General features: G+C 55.7%; 16 protein-coding genes and 1 pseudogene. 13 read left to right on the top strand and 4 right to left on the bottom strand.

What is annotated here, in order from left to right:
* Positions 1–9: 9 nt before the first annotated feature.
* From BTUS_RS15380 to BTUS_RS15360, 6 genes are all read left to right on the top strand, one after another.
* On the top strand, positions 10–1485 hold the full coding sequence (locus BTUS_RS15380) for a CoA-acylating methylmalonate-semialdehyde dehydrogenase (RefSeq protein WP_013076983.1): 1476 nt from the start codon (positions 10–12) through the stop codon (positions 1483–1485).
* A complete protein-coding gene (gene ald / locus BTUS_RS15375; protein WP_013076982.1) occupies positions 1485–2609 on the top strand; it encodes an alanine dehydrogenase in 1125 nt (374 codons plus the stop codon). Before BTUS_RS15380 ends, ald begins: the two co-directional genes overlap by 1 nt.
* Positions 2610–2776: 167 nt before the next feature.
* On the top strand, positions 2777–4183 hold the full coding sequence (locus BTUS_RS15370) for an aspartate aminotransferase family protein (protein ID WP_013076981.1): 1407 nt from the start codon (positions 2777–2779) through the stop codon (positions 4181–4183).
* Between the two features lie 137 nt (positions 4184–4320).
* Positions 4321–5697, top strand: coding sequence for an amino acid permease (locus tag BTUS_RS15365; RefSeq protein WP_013076980.1), 1377 nt, complete (start codon positions 4321–4323; stop codon positions 5695–5697).
* A gap of 17 nt (positions 5698–5714) precedes the next feature.
* Entirely contained in the window at positions 5715–5858 is a 144-nt protein-coding gene (locus tag BTUS_RS18570; protein ID WP_013076979.1) for a hypothetical protein, read from the top strand.
* Between the two features lie 353 nt (positions 5859–6211).
* Positions 6212–6715 (top strand): macro domain-containing protein, encoded by a 504-nt coding sequence (locus BTUS_RS15360; RefSeq protein WP_052300668.1) that lies wholly within the window; start codon positions 6212–6214, stop codon positions 6713–6715.
* Between the two features lie 244 nt (positions 6716–6959).
* On the opposite strand, the gene BTUS_RS15355 is transcribed toward BTUS_RS15360, so the two are convergent.
* The 4 genes from BTUS_RS15355 to BTUS_RS15345 all read right to left on the bottom strand — a co-directional run bounded on the left by BTUS_RS15355 (position 6960) and on the right by BTUS_RS15345 (position 10563).
* On the bottom strand, positions 6960–7373 hold the full coding sequence (locus BTUS_RS15355) for an ATP-binding protein (protein ID WP_052300667.1): 414 nt from the start codon (positions 7371–7373) through the stop codon (positions 6960–6962).
* A 272-nt stretch (positions 7374–7645) separates the two neighbouring features.
* Positions 7646–7768, bottom strand: coding sequence for a sigma factor (locus tag BTUS_RS19365; protein ID WP_083780245.1), 123 nt, complete (start codon positions 7766–7768; stop codon positions 7646–7648).
* A gap of 324 nt (positions 7769–8092) precedes the next feature.
* Positions 8093–9370, bottom strand: coding sequence for a transcriptional regulator (locus BTUS_RS15350; RefSeq protein ID WP_013076978.1), 1278 nt, complete (start codon positions 9368–9370; stop codon positions 8093–8095).
* Positions 9367–10563 (bottom strand): amidohydrolase, encoded by a 1197-nt coding sequence (locus tag BTUS_RS15345; RefSeq protein ID WP_013076977.1) that lies wholly within the window; start codon positions 10561–10563, stop codon positions 9367–9369. Before BTUS_RS15345 ends, BTUS_RS15350 begins: the two co-directional genes overlap by 4 nt.
* A gap of 346 nt (positions 10564–10909) precedes the next feature.
* Here BTUS_RS15345 and BTUS_RS15340 point away from each other — a divergent pair, with 346 nt between their 5' ends.
* The 7 genes and pseudogenes from BTUS_RS15340 (at position 10910) to BTUS_RS15305 (ending at position 18489) form a co-directional block, all read left to right on the top strand.
* A complete protein-coding gene (locus BTUS_RS15340; protein WP_013076976.1) occupies positions 10910–12217 on the top strand; it encodes an MFS transporter in 1308 nt (435 codons plus the stop codon).
* Between the two features lie 63 nt (positions 12218–12280).
* Positions 12281–13297 carry an NAD-dependent epimerase/dehydratase family protein gene (locus BTUS_RS15335; RefSeq protein ID WP_013076975.1) on the top strand — a complete coding sequence of 339 codons (1017 nt, stop codon included), beginning with the start codon at positions 12281–12283 and terminating at the stop codon, positions 13295–13297.
* A gap of 2 nt (positions 13298–13299) precedes the next feature.
* Positions 13300–14349 carry a dihydrodipicolinate synthase family protein gene (locus BTUS_RS15330; protein WP_013076974.1) on the top strand — a complete coding sequence of 350 codons (1050 nt, stop codon included), beginning with the start codon at positions 13300–13302 and terminating at the stop codon, positions 14347–14349.
* A 226-nt stretch (positions 14350–14575) separates the two neighbouring features.
* Positions 14576–15457, top strand: a complete 882-nt coding sequence (sdaAA, locus tag BTUS_RS18715; protein WP_013076973.1) for an L-serine ammonia-lyase, iron-sulfur-dependent, subunit alpha — start codon at positions 14576–14578, stop codon at positions 15455–15457.
* A gap of 54 nt (positions 15458–15511) precedes the next feature.
* A complete protein-coding gene (gene sdaAB, locus BTUS_RS18710; protein ID WP_013076972.1) occupies positions 15512–16180 on the top strand; it encodes an L-serine ammonia-lyase, iron-sulfur-dependent subunit beta in 669 nt (222 codons plus the stop codon).
* A gap of 172 nt (positions 16181–16352) precedes the next feature.
* Positions 16353–16718, top strand: coding sequence for a Druantia anti-phage system protein DruA (locus BTUS_RS15315; RefSeq protein WP_013076971.1), 366 nt, complete (start codon positions 16353–16355; stop codon positions 16716–16718).
* A gap of 238 nt (positions 16719–16956) precedes the next feature.
* Positions 16957–18489, top strand: a pseudogene (locus BTUS_RS15305) (IS1634 family transposase).
* Positions 18490–18739 lie beyond the last annotated feature (250 nt).

Below are 18739 nucleotides of genomic sequence, written 5' to 3'. Positions count from 1 at the left end.
GTGAGAGGCGTGGGAACGACGGTTCAGGAGATGCGGCTCAGAAATTTTATTGGCGGGATGTGGCAGGCATCTCAAACTGATCAAGTCTTGCCGGTGCCCAATCCGGCCACCGGGGAGCTTTTGGCAGAGGTGCCCCTGTCCACAGCTGCGGATGTGGACAGGGCGGTTCGGGCCGCCCGGGAGGCGTTTGAATCCTGGCGGGAAGTACCTGTGGTGGAGCGGGCCCGGGTGATGTTCCGGTGGCGGGAGCTTTTGGTCCAGCGGCTGGAGGAGCTGGCCCGCCTGGTGACCACCGAAAACGGCAAGACCCTGGACGACGCCCGGGGCGAGGTGTGGCGCGGCATTGAAGTGGTGGAATTCGCGGCCGGGATGCCCACCCTCATGCAAGGGTACGCAAGTCCCCAGGTGTCCCGGGGGATCGACATGGAGATGGTCCGCTACCCCGTGGGTGTCGTGGCGGGCATCGTGCCCTTTAATTTTCCCATGATGGTGCCCATGTGGATGATGCCCATCGCCCTGGCGGCGGGGAATGCCTTTGTGTTGAAACCTTCGGAGCGGACCCCCTTGACTTCCATGCGATTGGTGGAGTTGGCCATGGAAGCCGGGATTCCCGAAGGGGTGCTCAATCTGGTTCACGGGGGCAAAGAGGTGGTGGACGCCCTCCTGACGCACCCCGGGGTGGATGCCGTTTCTTTTGTTGGCTCCCAGCCTGTAGCCGAGCACGTGTACCGGACGGCGGCGGCCGCGGGGAAACGGGTACAGGCTTTGGCCGGGGCGAAAAATCACCACATCGTGATGCCGGACGCGAATCTCGAAGGGGCGGTGCACGCCATCCGGAACTCCGGTTTCGGGTCGGCGGGTCAGCGCTGTATGGCCTGTAGTGTGGTGGTGGCGGTGGGATCGGTGGGTGACCCCTTGGTGGAGGCCTTGGTGGAAGCCGGGGATAGGATGCGGATCGGCAACGGCCTGGAGGAGGGGGTGGAGCTGGGGCCCTTGATTCGCGCCGAACACCGGGCCCGGGTGGTGGAGCGAATTCATCAGGGGCTGGCGGAAGGGGCGGTCATGGCCCGGGACGGCCGGGACGCCATGGAGCGGCTGCCCCAGGGGTTCTTCCTCGGGCCGACGATTCTGGATCGGGTGAATCCGGAGATGACGGTGGCTCGGGAAGAATTGTTCGCCCCGGTGCTGAGCGTCATTCGCGCGGACAGCTTGGAAGAGGCGATCGGGGTGGTGAATCGGTCCCGGTTCGGGAACTCGGCGGTGATCTACACCGAGAGCGGCGCGGCGGCCCGGATGTTCCGGGAGACGGTGCAAGCGGGGATGCTCGGCGTCAACGTCGGGGTGCCGGTGCCGATGGCCTTCTTCCCTTTCAGCGGCTGGAAAAATTCGTTTTATGGCGATCTGCACGCCACGGGGCGGGATGGGGTGGAATTTTACACAAGGAAGAAAATGGTGACTTCCCGCTGGTTCGGAGGCGGTCGGTGATGCGGGTAGGGGTGCCGAAGGAGATCAAGGAACGGGAGTTTCGGGTGGGGCTGACGCCGGCGGGGGTACGGGATCTGGTGGACGCCGGGCACGAGGTGGTGGTGGAATCCGGGGCCGGGGTCGGCAGCGGCATTGACGATGCGGAATACGTGCGGGCCGGTGGCCGCCTGGGCACGGCGGAAGAAGCGTGGGCCGCCGATCTGGTGGTCAAGGTCAAAGAGCCGCGGCCCGAAGAATACCGGTATTTTCGAGAAGATCTGATTCTGTTTACCTATCTGCACCTGGCCGCCGACCGGGAGCTGACCGAAGCGCTGCGGGATGCGGGCATGACGGCGGTGGCCTACGAAACGATCCAGGTGGATGGCGGCGGATTGCCCCTGCTCGCTCCCATGAGCGAGGTGGCGGGGCGGATGGCGGTCCAGGTCGGGGCGAGGTTTTTGGAGAAGCCAAACGGCGGTGCCGGAGTGCTGCTCGGCGGCGTGCCGGGAGTGTTGCCGGCCCGGGTGGTGGTGGTTGGCGGGGGAACTGTAGGCACCCAGGCGGCGAAGATGGCGGCGGGGCTGGGGGCGGATGTGACGATTTTTGACATTGACGGCGGTCGGCTTCGGGCTCTGGACGATCTGTTCGGGGGCCGGGTGAAGACGGTGATGTCCAGCGCCTATGCCCTGGCCGAGGCGGTCAGGATGGCGGATCTGGTGATCGGGGCGGTGCTCATCCCCGGAGCCCGGGCGCCAAAATTGGTCACCCGGGAGATGGTGGCCGAGATGCGCCCGGGGGCGGTGATCGTCGACGTGGCGGTGGACCAAGGAGGGTGCGTGGAGACGGCGGACCGGGTGACCACCCATGATGATCCGGTATATTCGGTGCACGGGGTGGTGCATTATGCGGTGGCCAACATGCCCGGTGCGGTGCCCAGGACGTCGACCTTTGCCCTGACGGGGGCGACGTTGCCCTATGTGTTGAAGCTGGCCAGAGGCGGGGTGAAGGCGGCCCTGGGAGATCGGCCGCTCCTTCGCGGAGTGAACGTGGCCCGGGGGCGGGTGACCTGTCGGGGCGTGGCGGAGGCGTTCGGGTTGCCCTGGACGGACCCCCGAAGGGTGCTGGAAGGCGCTGTGGCGGTGTAGTGTGCCGTGTGTCCAGCGGGCGGTGACGGCGCCTGCTGTGGAGAATATGTGGATAAGGGTGCGGTTTGTCCACAATATGAGGTCGGTTGTCCACAGCTGAAATGTGGATATGTGGATGAGCTGTGCATAACACCCGGGCCGTATGACGCCGGGAAGAAGGAGTGGGAATGTTGGAACAAGAAACCCTGAGGGAGACATCGGGACGTCCGAACCTTCCCGAAGGAAGGGAGACCCGGGAGTGGATCGAGAAAGATCGGCGGTATGTGTGGCATCATATTCAGCCTTATGTGGCCAGCCGGGATCCGATGGTGGTGGTCAAAGGAGACGGGGCATGGGTGGAGGATCTGGAGGGGAATCGGTATCTCGATGCCATGTCCGGGCTGTGGTGCGTCAACCTCGGGTATTCCCAGAAGGCGTTGGCCGAAGCGGCCTATCAGCAGCTTCTAGAGATGCCGTATTTTCCATTGACCCAGAGTCACTTGCCGGCCATTCGGTTGAGTGAAAAATTAAACGAGTGGTTGGGCGGGGATTATCGGGTATTTTACTCGAACAGCGGGTCTGAAGCCAATGAGGTGGCTTTTAAAATCGCCAGGCAGTATCACGCCCAGCGGGGGGAGCCCACCCGGTGGAAAATCCTCTCCCGATACCGGGCGTACCATGGGAATTCGGCGGGGGCCCTGGCGGCCACGGGCCAAGCGCAGCGCAAATATCGTTATGAGCCTTTGGCTCCGGGGTTCGTGCACGTTCCGCCGCCGTATTGTTACCGGTGTCCCTTCGGGCAGACCCACGGGGCCTGCGGGATTGAGTGCGCGTCCGCCATCGAGCAGGTGATCAACTGGGAGGAGCCGAAAACAGTGGCCGCGGTGATCATGGAACCGACCATCACCGGGGGTGGGGTCATCGCGCCGCCGCCCGAGTATCTCGGCCGGGTGCGGGAGATTTGTGACAAGTACGGGGTTTTGCTCATTATCGACGAGGTGATCTGTGGATTCGGCCGGTCCGGGCGGCGGTTCGGCCACCAGAACTACGGGGTGCAGCCGGACATCGTCACCATGGCGAAAGGCATCACCAGCGCATATCTGCCCCTTTCGGCCACGGCGGTGCGGGAGGAGCTCTTCGAGGCGTTTAAGGAGGATGAGCCCTATGCCCATTTCCGCCATGTGAACACCTTCGGCGGCAACGCCACCGCCTGCGCTTTGGCCGTCAAGACGCTGGAGTTGATGGATGAGCGGGAGTACGTCAAACGGGCGGAGGAGTTGGGCGAGAGGCTGCGGGAGGCGCTCGAGCCCTTGGCGGCGCACCCGAACGTCGGCGACCTGCGGTTCTTCGGTTTCATGGCGGGCATTGAGCTGGTGGCCGATAAAGCGACCAAAGAGCCGGCGCCCTCGGACTTTGTCGGCAAGGTTATCGCCGGGTGCAAGCGGAGAGGGGTGCTCATCGGCAAGAACAGCGACACTGTGCCCCGGTTCAACAACGTTTTGACCATTTCGCCGCCCTTCGTGGTGACCGACGAGGAGGTGAGGTTGATTGCCGATGTCCTGCGCAAAGCGCTGGAGGAAGCGGGGGAGGGGTAGGGGGTAAGTGGTGCGGGATAAGGAGACGGGCAGTCTTTCTTATCCCGCGCAGTCGGATTAATTTTGACTGAATAAGTAGATATATGTATAAAAGAAAAATGTTACTTACTCCAACGTCCGAGAGGGAGGGGCAATGTATGGACAGCACTCAACTGAAGAAAGATCTAAAAACTCGTCATCTTACAATGATATCTTTGGGAGGGGTTATTGGAGCCGGCCTATTTGTGGGCAGTGGCGCAGTGATTCATGCAACCGGTCCGGCAGCGTTCCTTTCGTACTTGTTGGCCGGTCTTCTCGTAGTTCTTGTCATGCGCATGCTCGGTGAGATGGCCGCCGCCTACCCTGCGGTCGGGTCTTTCTCTCAATACGCCCGTCTGGCCCTGGGGGGATGGGCTGGTTTTTCTATTGGTTGGCTGTATTGGTATTTCTGGGTGATCGTCGTAGCGGTGGAGGCGACAGCGGGAGCGGGAATTCTGCGATTCTGGTTTCCGCAGATTCCCTTATGGGTAATGAGTTTGTTGCTGATGATTCTGTTAACCCTAACCAATATTGCTTCGGTTCGCTCTTATGGGGAGTTTGAATTTTGGTTTTCGTCGATTAAGGTTGCGGCCATCGTCGTGTTTCTAGTACTGGGGGTGTTGTTTCTCCTCGGGTTTTGGCCGGGATCTTCAGCTTTCAATTTTACAAATCTTTTTGCGCACGGCGGATTTGCTCCAAACGGATGGGGTGCGATTTTGCGCGGTATTGTAATCGTCATTTTTTCCTTTATGGGTTCTGAGATTGTTACCATAGCTGCCGGTGAGTCGTCGGAGCCGGAACGAGCAGTAGCTAAGGCTACGAATTCTGTCATTTGGCGGGTGTTGATTTTTTACGTGGGATCGATTTTCTTAGTTGTAACCATTCTGCCGTGGAATGATGCGGCGGTGCTGAAAAGCCCGTATGTCAGCGCTCTGGAGGTTATGCATATTCCGGCGGCGGCCGACATCATGAATGTGATTGTCTTGACGGCAGTATTGTCTTGTCTTAATTCCGGGCTGTACACAGCATCGCGAATGTTGTATGTGCTGGCCCAACGGGGAGAAGCTCCGCAGTACTTTCTTGCTCTCAACCGCCATCAGGTGCCGATGAGGGCAATTTTATGCGGAACGGTCATTGGGTATCTATCGGTGATTATGGCCTATGTCTCGCCCGATCGGGTGTTTCTGTTTCTCGTGAATTCTTCCGGTGCGGTGGCGCTTTTTATCTATTTGTTAATTGCTTTTTCGGAATTGAAGATACGGGCGCGACTGGAAAAAGAGTCTCCTGAACGTCTGCGGGTGAAGATGTGGCTTTATCCGTATTTGACCTATGCGACGATACTCGGCATGCTTGCAGTGATTATCTCGATGGCATTTATGGAGGATCAACGGTCGCAGTTGCTTCTCAGTCTTCTGAGTTTTGGTGTGGTTTTGATTGCCTATGGCTGTCTGGTTTGGTGGAAGAGAGATTCTTCAGCGCAGGAGGTGGAGAGCTAAATAGAAGGTGGCGACTCATGAGGCCGTGGAATGTCGAAGCTTTCCGACCGAGCGACGGCAAGGTCCTGAATCACGGATTCTGGCGGCTCTTGCGGCCGCCGTCGCCGGGAGTGGACCGGAGACGAAAAACGCCTGTGGAGAGGGTGTATGACCCGGCTTAGCCGGGCGGTCTTCGATGAAACGGGAAGCCGCACCGGGCAACCGGGTCAGACAGGCGCCCCTGCCCCGTAAGGGGCGGGTGCTTGAAACGGATGGATATGTTTCAAGTAACGGGTCGATCCGTGGTTTACCGTCATCTTCAATTATGGTATAATATGTCAGTGGATATGATCCGCGAATTCGAACATCTGAGCACCTGAGACCCGTGGTTCGATTTTGAATCTTTTCTGAACAGCACTTTTGCGGTATCGCTGTGGGGTACCGCCTTTCTTCGGGAGGTGGCTCCCGTGCTTCGATATGAAACCACGGATCTGTTCGAAAGCCCGGCAAAAGTTCTCGTTAACACGGTGGAGTAATGGGCAAAGGAATTGCCAAACACTTTGCCTTTATTTATCCAGAAATGTATGCACAGTATCGGTCCCTCTGTGAGCGAAAGCTATTCGACATTCGCTGCTTGTGGCTTTATAAAACACCGCACAAGTGGATTCTCAACTTTCTCACAAAGAAACATTGGCGTAATCCGTCTAACGTCGAACACATCGACGCAGGGCTGAAGAAATTTGTGGAAACTTATGCTCAGAAACAAATTACCTCCATCTCTTTTCCTCTTCTTGGTTGTGGAAATGGCGGGCTGAACTGGGAGACAGAGGTTCAGCCTTTGATAGAAAGATATCTGAAACCTCTTCCGATTGACATCTTTATTCATGTGGTTGACCTCCTCACCCCGCCTGAAGACGGGAGATTCCTTCCTGCCACCAGGGGCCTTGTTGCTCCCCTTGGATCGGTCGCTCCTCCGGGAGCGACCGACTCCCCGGCACCAGACCGGGGAACAGGCGATCCGGGCCAGTCCAGCCCTTAAAATGTTCATGGCACCCACCGTGTGTTGATCGTCAAGTAGAATTGACCCCGGTTTGGCACTGAATTTTGCCCCCGCCCCTCAGAAAACGGAAGTCATCACTTGCCATGTCGTGTCGACTCAGGGTTCACCGTCGTCGGCCTTTGTCCCAACTGGCCAAGTGTATCGGCCCTTAGGGGACAAAGGCCACGTGCGCGTGTCGCACACGCACGGACAACATGGGGTACCAAGTCCGCCGGGCTGGTGATCAGGCGGAGGCATCAGCCTTGAGCTTGTCCTTCATCCGGTAACCGTGACCCTGAATGTGAAAAATGTGACTATGATGCACCAGACGATCAATGATGGCGGCAGAAGCAATGGTATCGCCAAACACCTTGTCCCACTCGTCAAAAGGCATGTTGGTCGTCAGGATGATCGATCCTGTCTCATAGAGCTTGCTGACGAGCTGGAAAAAGAGGTTCGCCCGTTGCTTGTCCATGGGCATGTAGCCCAACTCGTCGATGATCAGCAGGTGGTAGCGGCTCAGCGACGCCAGCTTTTGGGGCGTGGAACGATCCGCCAAACTGGCATACAAGAGATCCGCCAGTGCGGCAAATTCAACAAAGAGAACCGCTGGATCAAACTGGATCGGATGATCCCATGGTGGAAGGTAGAAGAACACTCCGGTGAGCGATTCAAGTCTGCCACCAAATGGAAGAAGGCCTATTCGGTTCGGCTGGAGGCTACAATCAACTCGGTAGAGAGGTGGCAAACATTCTACGGCCTGCTAGAGACATCGGCCCAAATCCCGCCACTCCACCTCCCGGGCCGGATCGTGCCCTGATTCAAGGGTATCCACCAAAATCAACTCTCTGCCCAGGGGATGTTCCAACGAGCAGTCGGCCCGGCTCCGGCTCATTCTGTTGCACAAATGATTGGAGCAAAGTCGCATGGCTACCTGACGCAGCCATGGCTTAATGGATCGCCGGGCTGAAACCCGTCCAGATCGTGAAAGGCGCGGATGAACGTTTCCTGGGTCAGGTCCAGGGCTTCGTCTCGGTTCCCGTCAATCGGCAACGCTCTTCGTCTGTGTCATCCAATTGCCCCTCCTATCCCCGATCCCATCCTCACTATACCCGGATACTGGGCCCCGGGTTTCAAATCGACCCAATGCCTGGCGCCAATGCCTGGCGAAAAAAATTCCTGGGCAATCGGACGGCAGAAGGTTGCAGTCGAAGGTGATCACATTGGCCGGCTCACGCATGACCGAGGCTCTTGAACGGTCGGAGGGAAGGCTTCATGCTGATCGGTGCAACATAAGAGCCAATCCGCCTGCAAACTGAGTGGGAGGAGGGAGTCGAAAGGGTGAAACGGAGCCGCTCATCAATTGTCACCTCCGTATCACTGGTTACCGAAATGAATATAATAAATCTTCCGCGGTCGGCCGCGCAAATGCGGCGCCTCCTCGCCGACCACGTTTGCAAATCCGGCCTGTTCCAACTCAAGCAATATACGGCGGGCACTACGCGGTAGAATACCCATATGTTCAGCCAGCTCCCGTGACGTAATCTCGTTCTTGCCGATGTTCCGAAGTATTGCTTGCAACTTGCTTAAAGTCGTTGTGCTCAATGAGACTTTTTGACTGGCACCTCGTAATTGCTCGTCCGTATAGGAGTAAGTTAGCTGATTCTGTTTACCCAATGGACCTATCACATGTTTGTCGTCAAGTACGCAGCACCAGTTGCCTGTGCCGTATTTGCGGGCGTATTGCAGTGCCAATCTCGCATGTTCTTGTGCCTGTGCAACTGTCTGACCCAAACCGACACCGCTACAAAGGGAATGATAGGGTGGAAGATCTACCCCGGGTAGCGCCGGCACGGTGTGAAATCCGTTTGTGATGTCCTCAACGTGACGACGGGTTGTCCATATAGCAAACTCTCCCGAAGACGTCTCTTGCAAGGTGCCCGCCAAACGTTGTGCCCATCGTTTTAAGTGCGATTCTGTACCGGCACGACTATAACCCGCCTCACCTTGCAATTCTCCCGTATCCAACAACAGTACTGCGACTTGGGAACTCCGATAGTGAAGGAGTTGATGAGTTTTAAGAATAGACTCGAAAGTGGATGAGATCGCCGTGCGGGCCGGAAGTACGTGATAGGCGTGCACTCCAAGGCGCTGAAGTTCAATTTGCGCAGATCGCAAACACGTAACCGCAACTTTGGTTACTCCGTTGCGCCATAAGTCTGCATGGAACTGTGCCAGTTCACCGGCTTCAATTTCATCCGGATAGTGGTAAAGATGAATATCCGTATAGATTCCGATATCCTCCAACAATCTTTTCATCTCGGTGGAATGGAAAGTATCAAAGCTCATCTCGGAAAGACGCAGCCCCTGTTCATGAACCAGGTACAATAGCAGCCCGTACAGACTTGAGCCTGTATGGGGCACGTAGAAAATGGGAACGTTCAATCGACCCCACTTCTTTGCGATGGAATAGGGTACTTGTCCGCTGAATAACCACATGTCCATGTCCGAGATATGTTGACTCAGGATGTCGATGACCTCGGGTTCTCGCCAATACACGAGAGGACGAAGTTCAATTTCCGGATAGTCGCGAGCGACCGTCTGAATCTGCGCAACGGAATCGTCGGCACCGATGAGTCCTAGGCGTATTTTCATCCTTTAACACCGTCTTCCAACAACTTAAATATTCCGCTCAGATACGCTTTTACGCCGATGGCCAGCGCTTCCTCATCCACTGTGAAGCGTGCGTGGTGATGCGGGTAAGCGATGCCCTTGGCCGGGTTGCCGGCTCCAATGAAAAAGAAACTTCCGGGGATTTTGGATTGGTAAGCGGAAAAGTCTTCGCCGGCCATCGTTCGTATGTTATCTACGATCGCCGCAGGACCGAATGCCTCAAGCATGGACTCGCGCAACCGTTGTGTGACTCGTGCGTCATTCACGACCGGTCGGTATCCATGATTATACGTAAACCGGTAGGCGGCACCGTGTGCTTCTGCAACACCCTTGATCACCCGTTCCATCAACTTGGGTGTCTCCCGACGCAAATCGGGGTTGAATGATCGCACGGTACCGACCAACTCGGCACTTCCCGGAATCACATTATTCGTGGTTCCGGCGACAAACTGGGTCACTGAAACGACCAGGGTTTCGAATGGATCTGTGTTGCGGGACACGATATGTTGCAGATTGGTTACCACCTGGGCCGCAACAGCGATGCTGTCCACTGTGAGATGGGGTTGGCCGGCGTGACCACCTTTTCCGATGATCACGATATGAAACGTGTCGGGGGCGGCCATCATGGGGCCGACAGTGATGCCGATTTTGCCCACTTCCAGGGATGTCCACAGATGAGCGCCAATGATCGCATCCACCCCGTCAACAACCCCCGCCTGAACCAACTCCCGGGCTCCGCCCGGGTACAGCTCTTCCGCGTGCTGGAATAACAATCTTACCTCTCCGGTAAGATGTTCTTGTAACCGGGATAGGATTTTGGCGACGCCCAACAGTATGGCCGTATGACCATCGTGGCCGCAAGCGTGCATGACTCCGGGTGTTCGAGAAGCGAATGCGAAGTCGTTTTCTTCCACAATGGGCAGAGCGTCGATGTCCGCCCGCACCGCCACAACCGGACCGGGCTTGGTTCCGTGGAGTCGCGCCACGACACTTGTTCTGGTGGGGCGATCCAGTTCAAATGCATGGAACGAATTCAACGTATCATAAACAAATTGGGATGTCTTTTCTTCTTCAAATGAAAGTTCCGGGTGTGCGTGTAAATGCCTGCGCCACTGGACGACATCATCACGAACTTCGGTCACCCAATGATCCAGTTGCTCAACCTTTATCGACAACTTTTCGTCACCTCACTGCCGGCTAAGTAAGTACCAAAAAGGTTTTGATCATCCGTCTTTTAATATCGGCTGATTTATGCTCAATTGTTAGCGTAGCATATTTTTCGCGTCCTGGCTATGGATTTTCGGCGTGGATTATGATAAGTGAGCTTGCGTATCGAGTTTGGGGATGTTATAATTCAGCCTAAGAATAGAATTCCTTAAATAGACCGTAATTAGGATTGGGTTCGAGAATCATGCGTAAGGGGGTGTTCTACGGGGTTCTTTAATGCGGTTGTCGGCATGGACTCACATGTGGGTGATGGGAGAGGATAGCGAATCTTGCGAAAAGGGGGGAGTTATTCGTATGTCTTCGACTGAAAGAAGACTGGACCCCCGAGGACGCCAAGCAATTATTGGTGCATTCCTTGGGTTTTTTGTAGACATGTTTGACGTATGGCTGCCGGTGATTGTCCTCGGGCCGGCCATCAGTTATTTTGTTCCGAACACGCTGGGCGCTTCAACCCTGTCGGTGGTTAACAGCGTTGTGTTTGTCGTGACGTTGGTGGCCAGGCCGATTGGCGCATTATTGTTCGGACATGTGGCCGATAGATTCGGACGGAAGCGTACAGCCATTATCTCCGTGACGGGGTTTGGTATAACTACTCTGCTGATGGCGTGTCTACCCGGATATCAAACATGGGGATTGGCTTCGTTGGTTCTCTTGATCATCTTGCGGTTCATTGATGGATTGTTCCTCGCAGGAGAATATACATCCGCGAGTCCGCTGGCCATGGAATACTGTCCGAGAGAGAAGCGCGGGTTTTACGGTGCCCTGATCATGTCCGGTTTTCCTCTCTCATATATAGTTATTAATTTTCTAACATTTCTAATGTTACAAGTGGCGCCGTTGAATGGACCGGACGCCCCGTATATTCATTGGGGATGGAGGATTCCCTTCTTCGTAGGTGCCGCCATTTCACTTCTGTTCGTGCTTTATTACAAAAAGTTTGTTCCGGAATCGGAGTTATGGGAGCGTTCCGAACGATCGATCAATCCGTTGCGTACGTTATTTTCCGCCGGAAATTTGAAGGGCTTCTTTCAAGTATGGGTAATGATGAACGGGTTTTGGCTCACTTCGTACATGATTAGCGCTGTCATTCCCGGGTTATTGAACAAGAGTCTCCATCTTCCTCAAACCACCGTGACGATTGTCATGCTTACCAGTGAGGTGGCTCTGTTTGTGGCGTATCTTGCGGCAGGAATGATCAGTCAGCGAATCGGACGAAGAACGTATCTCATTTGGGCGGGGTTGGTGGCCGCCGTCGTCGGAGGGATGCTAAACTACTGGTTGATCTCCACAGAATGGCAAGGAGTATGGGGAATATTTATTTTAACCATCCTGATTGAAGTGATTGTTGGAAACATTTGGGGCCTAGCGACGACGTATATCAACGAACGATTCCGCACCAATGTACGGGCGAGCGGATTTGGTCTCGGATATAGCTTAGCGGTCGTACTGCCCTCTTTTTATGCGTTCTATCAAATCTGGCTGAGTCGCATCGTTCCGGCCGTTTACACGGAGTTGGTGCTACTGATCATCGGTTCTATCCTGGTTGTGATCGGTGCGGCGCTCGGGCCGGAAACCAAGGATGTTGACTTTGCGCAAGATTGATGGGCTCGAAGTGTTCCTCGACAAGTTCGCAAATCCGGATATCAGGGGGATGAGGAGAAGAAGATGAAATCTGTCGAAGAACTTGAACAGGTATTAGTTGCGCCGTCTGATGAACTCATTCAAGACATGGCTCGGTTGTCGGGTGATGTCATGATCCTTGGTGCAGGCGGAAAGATGGGGCCGACGCTGGCCGTGCTCGCTCGGAACGCGATCACAGCGGCCGGTAAAGACTTCAAAGTTTATGCCGTCTCGCGTTTCTCGGATGAGTCTGTTCGCCGAAAATTGGAGAGACACGGTATCACGGTGATCTCTGCCGACCTGCTTGATGAACGCCAACTGGCCGCGTTACCGGAAGTCGAAAACGTCATCTATATGGTCGGATATAAGTTTGGGTCTACCGGAAACGAACATCTCTTATGGGCGATGAACACGTATCTTCCCGGACGGGTTGCAGAGCACTTTCGGAACTCGCGCATTGTGTCTTTTTCGACCGGGAATATTTACCATTTATCTCCGGTTGCATGGGGTGGGGCGACGGAGTCGACCCCTCCTCAGCCGTACGGCGAATACGCGCAGTCTTGCCTGGGTCGCGAACGGATCTTCGATTACTTCTCACGAAAATATCAGATGCCTGTACTGCATTTTCGTCTCAACTATGCAGTGGATTTGCGGTACGGTGTTCTCGTCGATGTGGCACAAAGTGTATTTGAAGGGCGGCCCATCGATCTCAGCATGGGACATGTCAATGTGATCTGGCAGGGTGACGCCAACGAACGCGCGCTGCGCGCTCTCTTGCACTGTAGCACCCCACCAAAAGTTGTAAATGTCACCGGTCCGGAGACGGTTTCCATCCGGTGGGTCGCCCAGGTATTCGGAAAGAATTTTGGTAAGGAACCTATTTTTATCAATGAAGAATCGGAGACCGCGCTCATAAGCAATGCAAGTCTGAGTCAGCAGTTATTCGGTTATCCTCGCGTTACACTGGGACAGATGATTGACTGGGTGACAGAATGGATTCAAAACGGATTGCCATTGCTGGGGAAACCGACACACTTTCAGGAAAGACAAGGCAGGTTTTAATCATGACCATGAATAAGGAGAAATTTCAACTTCTGAAGGAAGGAACCGTGATTCCGGCCCATCCGTTGGCACTCACGGAACAGCATGAGTTAGACGAAGTACACCAACGCGCTTTAACCCGGTACTACATTGCAAGTGGTGCCGGTGGTGTTGCCGTTGGCGTCCATACCACTCAGTTTGAGATTCATGATGTCGGACTGTATGAGCCTGTTCTAAGATTGGCAGCGCAAACTGTGGAAGAAGCTTCGTTGAAACGACCGTTTTTGAAGGTCGCCGGCGTCTGCGGCCCTACGGAGCAGGCCGTGCGCGAGGCGGAGATTGCAAAGGATTTGGGGTATGACCTGGTTTTGTTAAGCCCTCATGGACTAAAAGATGCCACAGAGCATCAGCTGCTGGTTCGAGCCGCCGAGGTGGGGAAGGTAATGCCTTTATTTGGGTTTTACCTTCAACCTTCAGTGGGCGGACGGCCTCTCAGTTATGAATTTTGGCGGAGGTTCGTCGAGATCCCACAACTGGTTGCAATCAAAATCGCCCCGTTCAACCGCTATCAGACCTTAGACGTGGTCCGTGCGGTCTGTGCGTCGGGTCGAAGTCACGAGATCGCCCTCTATACGGGTAACGATGATAGTATTGTTGTCGACTTGCTGACAACCTACCGAGTACCGGTTTCCGGTGATGTGGTTGAGAAAACCATTGTGGGGGGATTGCTCGGACATTGGGCCGTCTGGACAAAACGTGCAGTTGAAATCTTTGAGGAAGTTCGTAAGGCTAAGAAAACAGGAATGATTCCCAGTAACCTGCTCACCTTAGGCTCAGAAATTACGGATATGAACGCAGCCCTATTTGATCCCCACAACAGTTTCCAAGGTTCCATTGCCGGCATACATGAAGTGTTGAAGCGCCAGGGGTTACTCAAGGGCATCTGGTGTCTGAATCCGAAGGAAAGGCTATCCAGCGGGCAAAAAGAGGAAATTGACCGGGTGTATCGGATGTATCCGCATCTCACGGATGACCAGTTCGTCCGCGATCATTTGCAAGAGTGGCTTTCCTGAGATCGCCATCTCCGCGTAGGAACCATCCCTTTTCACGTTTGCGCACCTCACGGTCCCTGTTGGGGAGACGCGGAACAATGCCGACCACTGTGCAAGGCGCCGAACCGCACGGTGGTCGGACGGCTTGACCAGGGTTCTGGAATGCAGGACGGCCCCTTAAAATACGAGTTTGAAGATGCTCAGATGTCTGTCGACGGCACACTGATTATGGAAGGAAGGCTCAGCAATGGCATTTAGGCAACTTCATGAACTCGTGAGACAGGCTGAGGAACGTGAAACGACATTCTCGCAGCTCATGCTGGAGACGGAAATGGAACAGACCGGACAATCGGAAATGCGGATCCTGGAGCGGATGAGCCACTACTTCGACGTTATGGAAGAAGCGGTTCGTCAGGGGATCGCAAAGCCTGTGATGTCACGAACGGGTATCACGGGCGGCGATGCCTACCGCGTATACCAATACCTTCAGCGCGGACCGGTCCTGATGGACAGAAACACGCTGCAGGTTGTGTCGTATGCCTTGGCTGTCTCCGAGGTGAATGCGGGCATGGGCCGCATTGTGGCGACTCCAACAGCCGGAGCAGCAGGCATCTTGCCGGGTGTATTGGTCTATGCGCTCGATACCGGGCGCTTTCCGCGCCACGCGGTCGTGCGGTCGATGTTCACAGCGGCGGCGATCGGTCTAGTGATTGCAAACTCCGCATCGATCGCCGGTGCGGCCGGCGGTTGTCAGGCCGAAGTTGGCTCGGCTACCGCCATGGCGGCGGGAGCGTTAGTCGAGCTGGCCGGCGGTCGACCGCAGCAGGTCGGACACGCGGTCGGACTGGCGCTTAAGAATTCACTCGGCTTGGTTTGTGATCCTGTCGGTGGCCTTGTGGAAGTACCGTGCATTATTCGCAATGGGCTGCACGCCGTCACCGCACTGGCCGCGGCCGAGATGGCGCTGGCCGGTGTAAAGAGCGTGATTCCGCCGGATGAAGTGATTCAGGTGTTGCACGAGATAGGCAAGGAACTTCCCGTTTCCTTGCGGGAGACTGGACTCGGAGGTTTGGCGGCAACCCCGACGGGCCAACGGCTACGCGAGCAGGTGTTTGGATCAAAGTCGTGAGGAAATAGGAACAGCGATGCCGATTGTACCGGGTCCAAGGGGCGACGAAAAGGCATGAAGTACCAGAGTGCATTCGAAATCATCGGTCCGGTCATGGTCGGACCCTCAAGTTCCCATACGGCTGGAGCCGTACGGATTGGAAACATCGCCCGACAAGTGCTCAGAGAGTCTCCGCGCGAAGCGGTATTCTATCTTATGGGCTCGTTTGCGGAAACGTATCAGGGACACGGGACGGATCTCGCGCTCCTGGCGGGGGTGCTCGGCTATTCTCCGGCATCGCGGGAGGTGTCTGCAGCAAAAGAAAAGGCTGCGGAGGCGGGTCTCATCTATGCATTTCGTAAGGCCAATCTCGGCTTTTTCCACCCGAACACCGTGTCCATTAAATTGAGTGGCGACATGCGGACGGTTCACATCATTGGGAGCTCCATCGGCGGCGGCAAAGTCGAGATACAAGAGCTGGACGGCTTGCCGGTAAAATTCAGTGGAGATCGACCGACACTCATCCTGTACCACAGGGATGTTCGCGGCTTCCTGGCCGGTGTATCGCGTCTGCTGGACAATCAAGGCTATAACATTGCCCGCTTGGTACTGGAGCGCTGGAAGAAGGGAGGGGCGGCAGTTACCGTGTGTGAGGTGGACGAAGAGATCCGCCCGGAACTGCTCGACATTCTGCGCACTTCGATATCTGAGTTGCGAGATATCTATCTTGTTCAGACAGACTGACCGGTCGTAAACTTTTTTGTCCAGCCTGTGCGATCAGAAGCAGTGCTGACGCATGGGTTGTCGAGCCCTTGCGCCGCTTGATTTCTTCACGGGTGCGGAGAAAATTTTGCTGCAACTGTCCCTAAACAGGCGCGAATCTATCTGAGATCATAGTCTCGAAGGTATAATCGGGATGAAATCTCAGTTTGAGGTCCCTTTTTGGATCGGAGACAGGAAGGTCCGGGCCGAACGGAGTATGGTGGTTCATGCACAGCTTCACGCTTCCCTGCAGGACGTTCGCCCGATCGCTGTGGAGCCTGTGACACAACGACAAGAGGTGGACTGGAATGCCACGATAACGGCCTACCACCCGCTGGGATTTACCCTCGCCATTAGAGCCCTCCAACGCTACTGGATTCGGGGAAACGGTCGGCACATCATGGGGGCCTTCGTGTTTGGAGCGGCGGCGAAGGCGTTGGCGGCACGGGATGAGTGGATCGGGTGGAGTCACAGCGAATGCGGTATCGGCCGAGGATTGTTAACAACAACCGTGTTTTGATCTTGCCGGATGTTCGCATTGCTCATCTGGCGAGCCACGCATTGGCAATGATTAAAACAGCTGGTTGTGGCTGTTCGAAACATCGTAGAGGTGCGCGCCTGCTGTGGGTACGAAGTATGGTTAGATCCCATTTTTCGCATGTCAGATTTTGTCGAATGATGGTTTTTTAAGCGGTATAGGAGGAAAACGCACAAGAACCTCCGAATTCTCTCTGTACCAGAGTTTGGAGGGGAGAGACATGCAACTTCCGGGTGTTACGGTGGAAGTTCACAAGCTGGAAGCGGCACCGCTGGTGGCTTACTTGTGTCGAGAGCTTCGTGTGGCGGAGATCATCGATGCCCACGTGACGTGGGACCGCCATCGGACCGAGGTGAGCCCCGGCACCGCCATCACGGCTCTCTTGGTCAATCTTCTCGTGCGCCGGGAACCATTGTACCGGATCGAGTGATTCTTCCGGGATATGGATGTGGAGGCCTTGTTGGGCAATGGCATCGAGGCCGGCCACTTCAATGACGACCGGCTGGCACGGGCCCTGGATAAGTTCGCCGACGCCGATCCTTGGCGCCTTTATCACGAGATTGCCTTGGGATCTCCGGATGCCCGGTCCCTGGTTCTGGATGTCATCCGGTTGGACACCACCTCCTTTTCCGTCCAAGGCAGTTACGATCCCGCCGACTTCGAGGATGCGCCTTTTCGCATCACCCGAGGGTACAGCAAGGACCTGCGTCCGGACCTCAAGCAGTTTTTGTTTGGGCTGGGGAGTTACGGCGGGCTTCCCTTATTCGCGGATGTGATGAGCGGGAATCAGAGCGACAAGAAGTGGTACGGGCCATGGACAGAGCGGATCACGGAACTGTTGTCGCCAGAGGTCTGGAACACCCTGATCGTCGTGGCCGATTCGGCCTTTGTTACCGAGGAGAAGTTGTACGGGAGGACCTATCGGTTTGTGGTGGTGGAGTCCTCGGCACTCGATCAGCGCAAAGCCAAGCGACTGGAGAAACTCGTGGCAGAGGAGGCTCAGGCGATTGAGAAGGCGGTGGCCCAGCAGGAGCGGCTGAGCTACCACTGTGAAGCTGACGCCAAGGTGGCTTTGGAAGATTGGCGGCGGCGTCATAATCGCTGGGGATTTCATCATGTCACCGGCCGGGTGGTGCAGGAAAGGACCGTGAAACGGCGGGTGGGACGCTCGCGAAAACACGATCCCGACTCAGGGAACGTAGAGGTTATCCGGTGGCGAGTGACCTTCACGGTGGAACCCGACACGGAGGCCATTGAACAGAGACGGCGACGGGACAGTACATTTGTCCTGATCAGTAACGTCCCGCGAACGCGTTGGGCCGACGATGCCGATCTGCTGCGGGATTACAAAGGCCAGATTGAGGTGGAGAACCTGTTTCGGGCCCTGAAACAGCCCTATTTTGTGCACGGAATTTTCGTCAAGACCCCCAAACGCGTCTTGGCGTTGGCCTATGTCTTTTTACTGGGGCTGCTGGTGTACGCGATCATTCAACACCGGGTGCGCCAAGGGATGCGGGAGGATCAACAAACGGCACTGGCGATCGCGGGTGCGAAGTTTCGCTCTCCGACTACTCGAACGTTACTGAAAGAGTTTGACGGGTTAACCCACGTGATCGTGCACCTGCCGGATGGGACGGTCACCCATCATCTTCAGGGACTCACCGAGACGGGGATCCAGATTCTTCGATGGATTCGGATCCGGACGGATAACCTCTTGATGGGAGCTTCATTGCCACCGGCGGAAAGTGGGTAATCGACATCATGTGACAACTGAATCCTCAGGGAAGCCATTGTTTGTGGATATAACGTCGAATTTTGTCGAAATAGGCAGATGATCAATTCCATGTTTCGACATTCTTCGATGTGCGAAAAATGGGATAAATGGGATCTGATGCGCAGAATGCCCCTTCCCCGATACGTCATCTCCCGTGGGCAGGTGGTCGCTGAAACTCCGGTGCCGCGAACCACGGTCAGGTGGGATGATACGGTTCATGAGATCGACT

This window comes from Kyrpidia tusciae DSM 2912, from assembly GCF_000092905.1.
Classification (GTDB): Bacteria; Bacillota; Bacilli; order Kyrpidiales; family Kyrpidiaceae; genus Kyrpidia; species Kyrpidia tusciae.
Note: the sequence above shows the minus strand (reverse complement) of the source record. Positions and strands in the feature narration are given on the sequence as shown.

What these genes read in the sequence shown, in the direction of transcription:
- ald (WP_013076982.1), top strand. Translation starts at nt 1,485, where the DNA reads ATGCGGGTAGGGGTGCCGAAGGAGATCAAGGAACGGGAGTTTCGGGTG.
- BTUS_RS15370 (WP_013076981.1), top strand. Translation starts at nt 2,777, where the DNA reads ATGTTGGAACAAGAAACCCTGAGGGAGACATCGGGACGTCCGAACCTT.
- BTUS_RS15365 (WP_013076980.1), top strand. Translation starts at nt 4,321, where the DNA reads ATGGACAGCACTCAACTGAAGAAAGATCTAAAAACTCGTCATCTTACA.
- BTUS_RS18570 (WP_013076979.1), top strand. Translation starts at nt 5,715, where the DNA reads ATGAGGCCGTGGAATGTCGAAGCTTTCCGACCGAGCGACGGCAAGGTC.
- BTUS_RS15360 (WP_052300668.1), top strand. Translation starts at nt 6,212, where the DNA reads ATGGGCAAAGGAATTGCCAAACACTTTGCCTTTATTTATCCAGAAATG.
- BTUS_RS15350 (WP_013076978.1), bottom strand. Translation starts at nt 9,370, where the DNA reads ATGAAAATACGCCTAGGACTCATCGGTGCCGACGATTCCGTTGCGCAG.
- BTUS_RS15340 (WP_013076976.1), top strand. Translation starts at nt 10,910, where the DNA reads ATGTCTTCGACTGAAAGAAGACTGGACCCCCGAGGACGCCAAGCAATT.
- BTUS_RS15335 (WP_013076975.1), top strand. Translation starts at nt 12,281, where the DNA reads ATGAAATCTGTCGAAGAACTTGAACAGGTATTAGTTGCGCCGTCTGAT.
- BTUS_RS15330 (WP_013076974.1), top strand. Translation starts at nt 13,300, where the DNA reads ATGACCATGAATAAGGAGAAATTTCAACTTCTGAAGGAAGGAACCGTG.
- sdaAA (WP_013076973.1), top strand. Translation starts at nt 14,576, where the DNA reads ATGGCATTTAGGCAACTTCATGAACTCGTGAGACAGGCTGAGGAACGT.
- sdaAB (WP_013076972.1), top strand. Translation starts at nt 15,512, where the DNA reads ATGAAGTACCAGAGTGCATTCGAAATCATCGGTCCGGTCATGGTCGGA.
- BTUS_RS15315 (WP_013076971.1), top strand. Translation starts at nt 16,353, where the DNA reads ATGAAATCTCAGTTTGAGGTCCCTTTTTGGATCGGAGACAGGAAGGTC.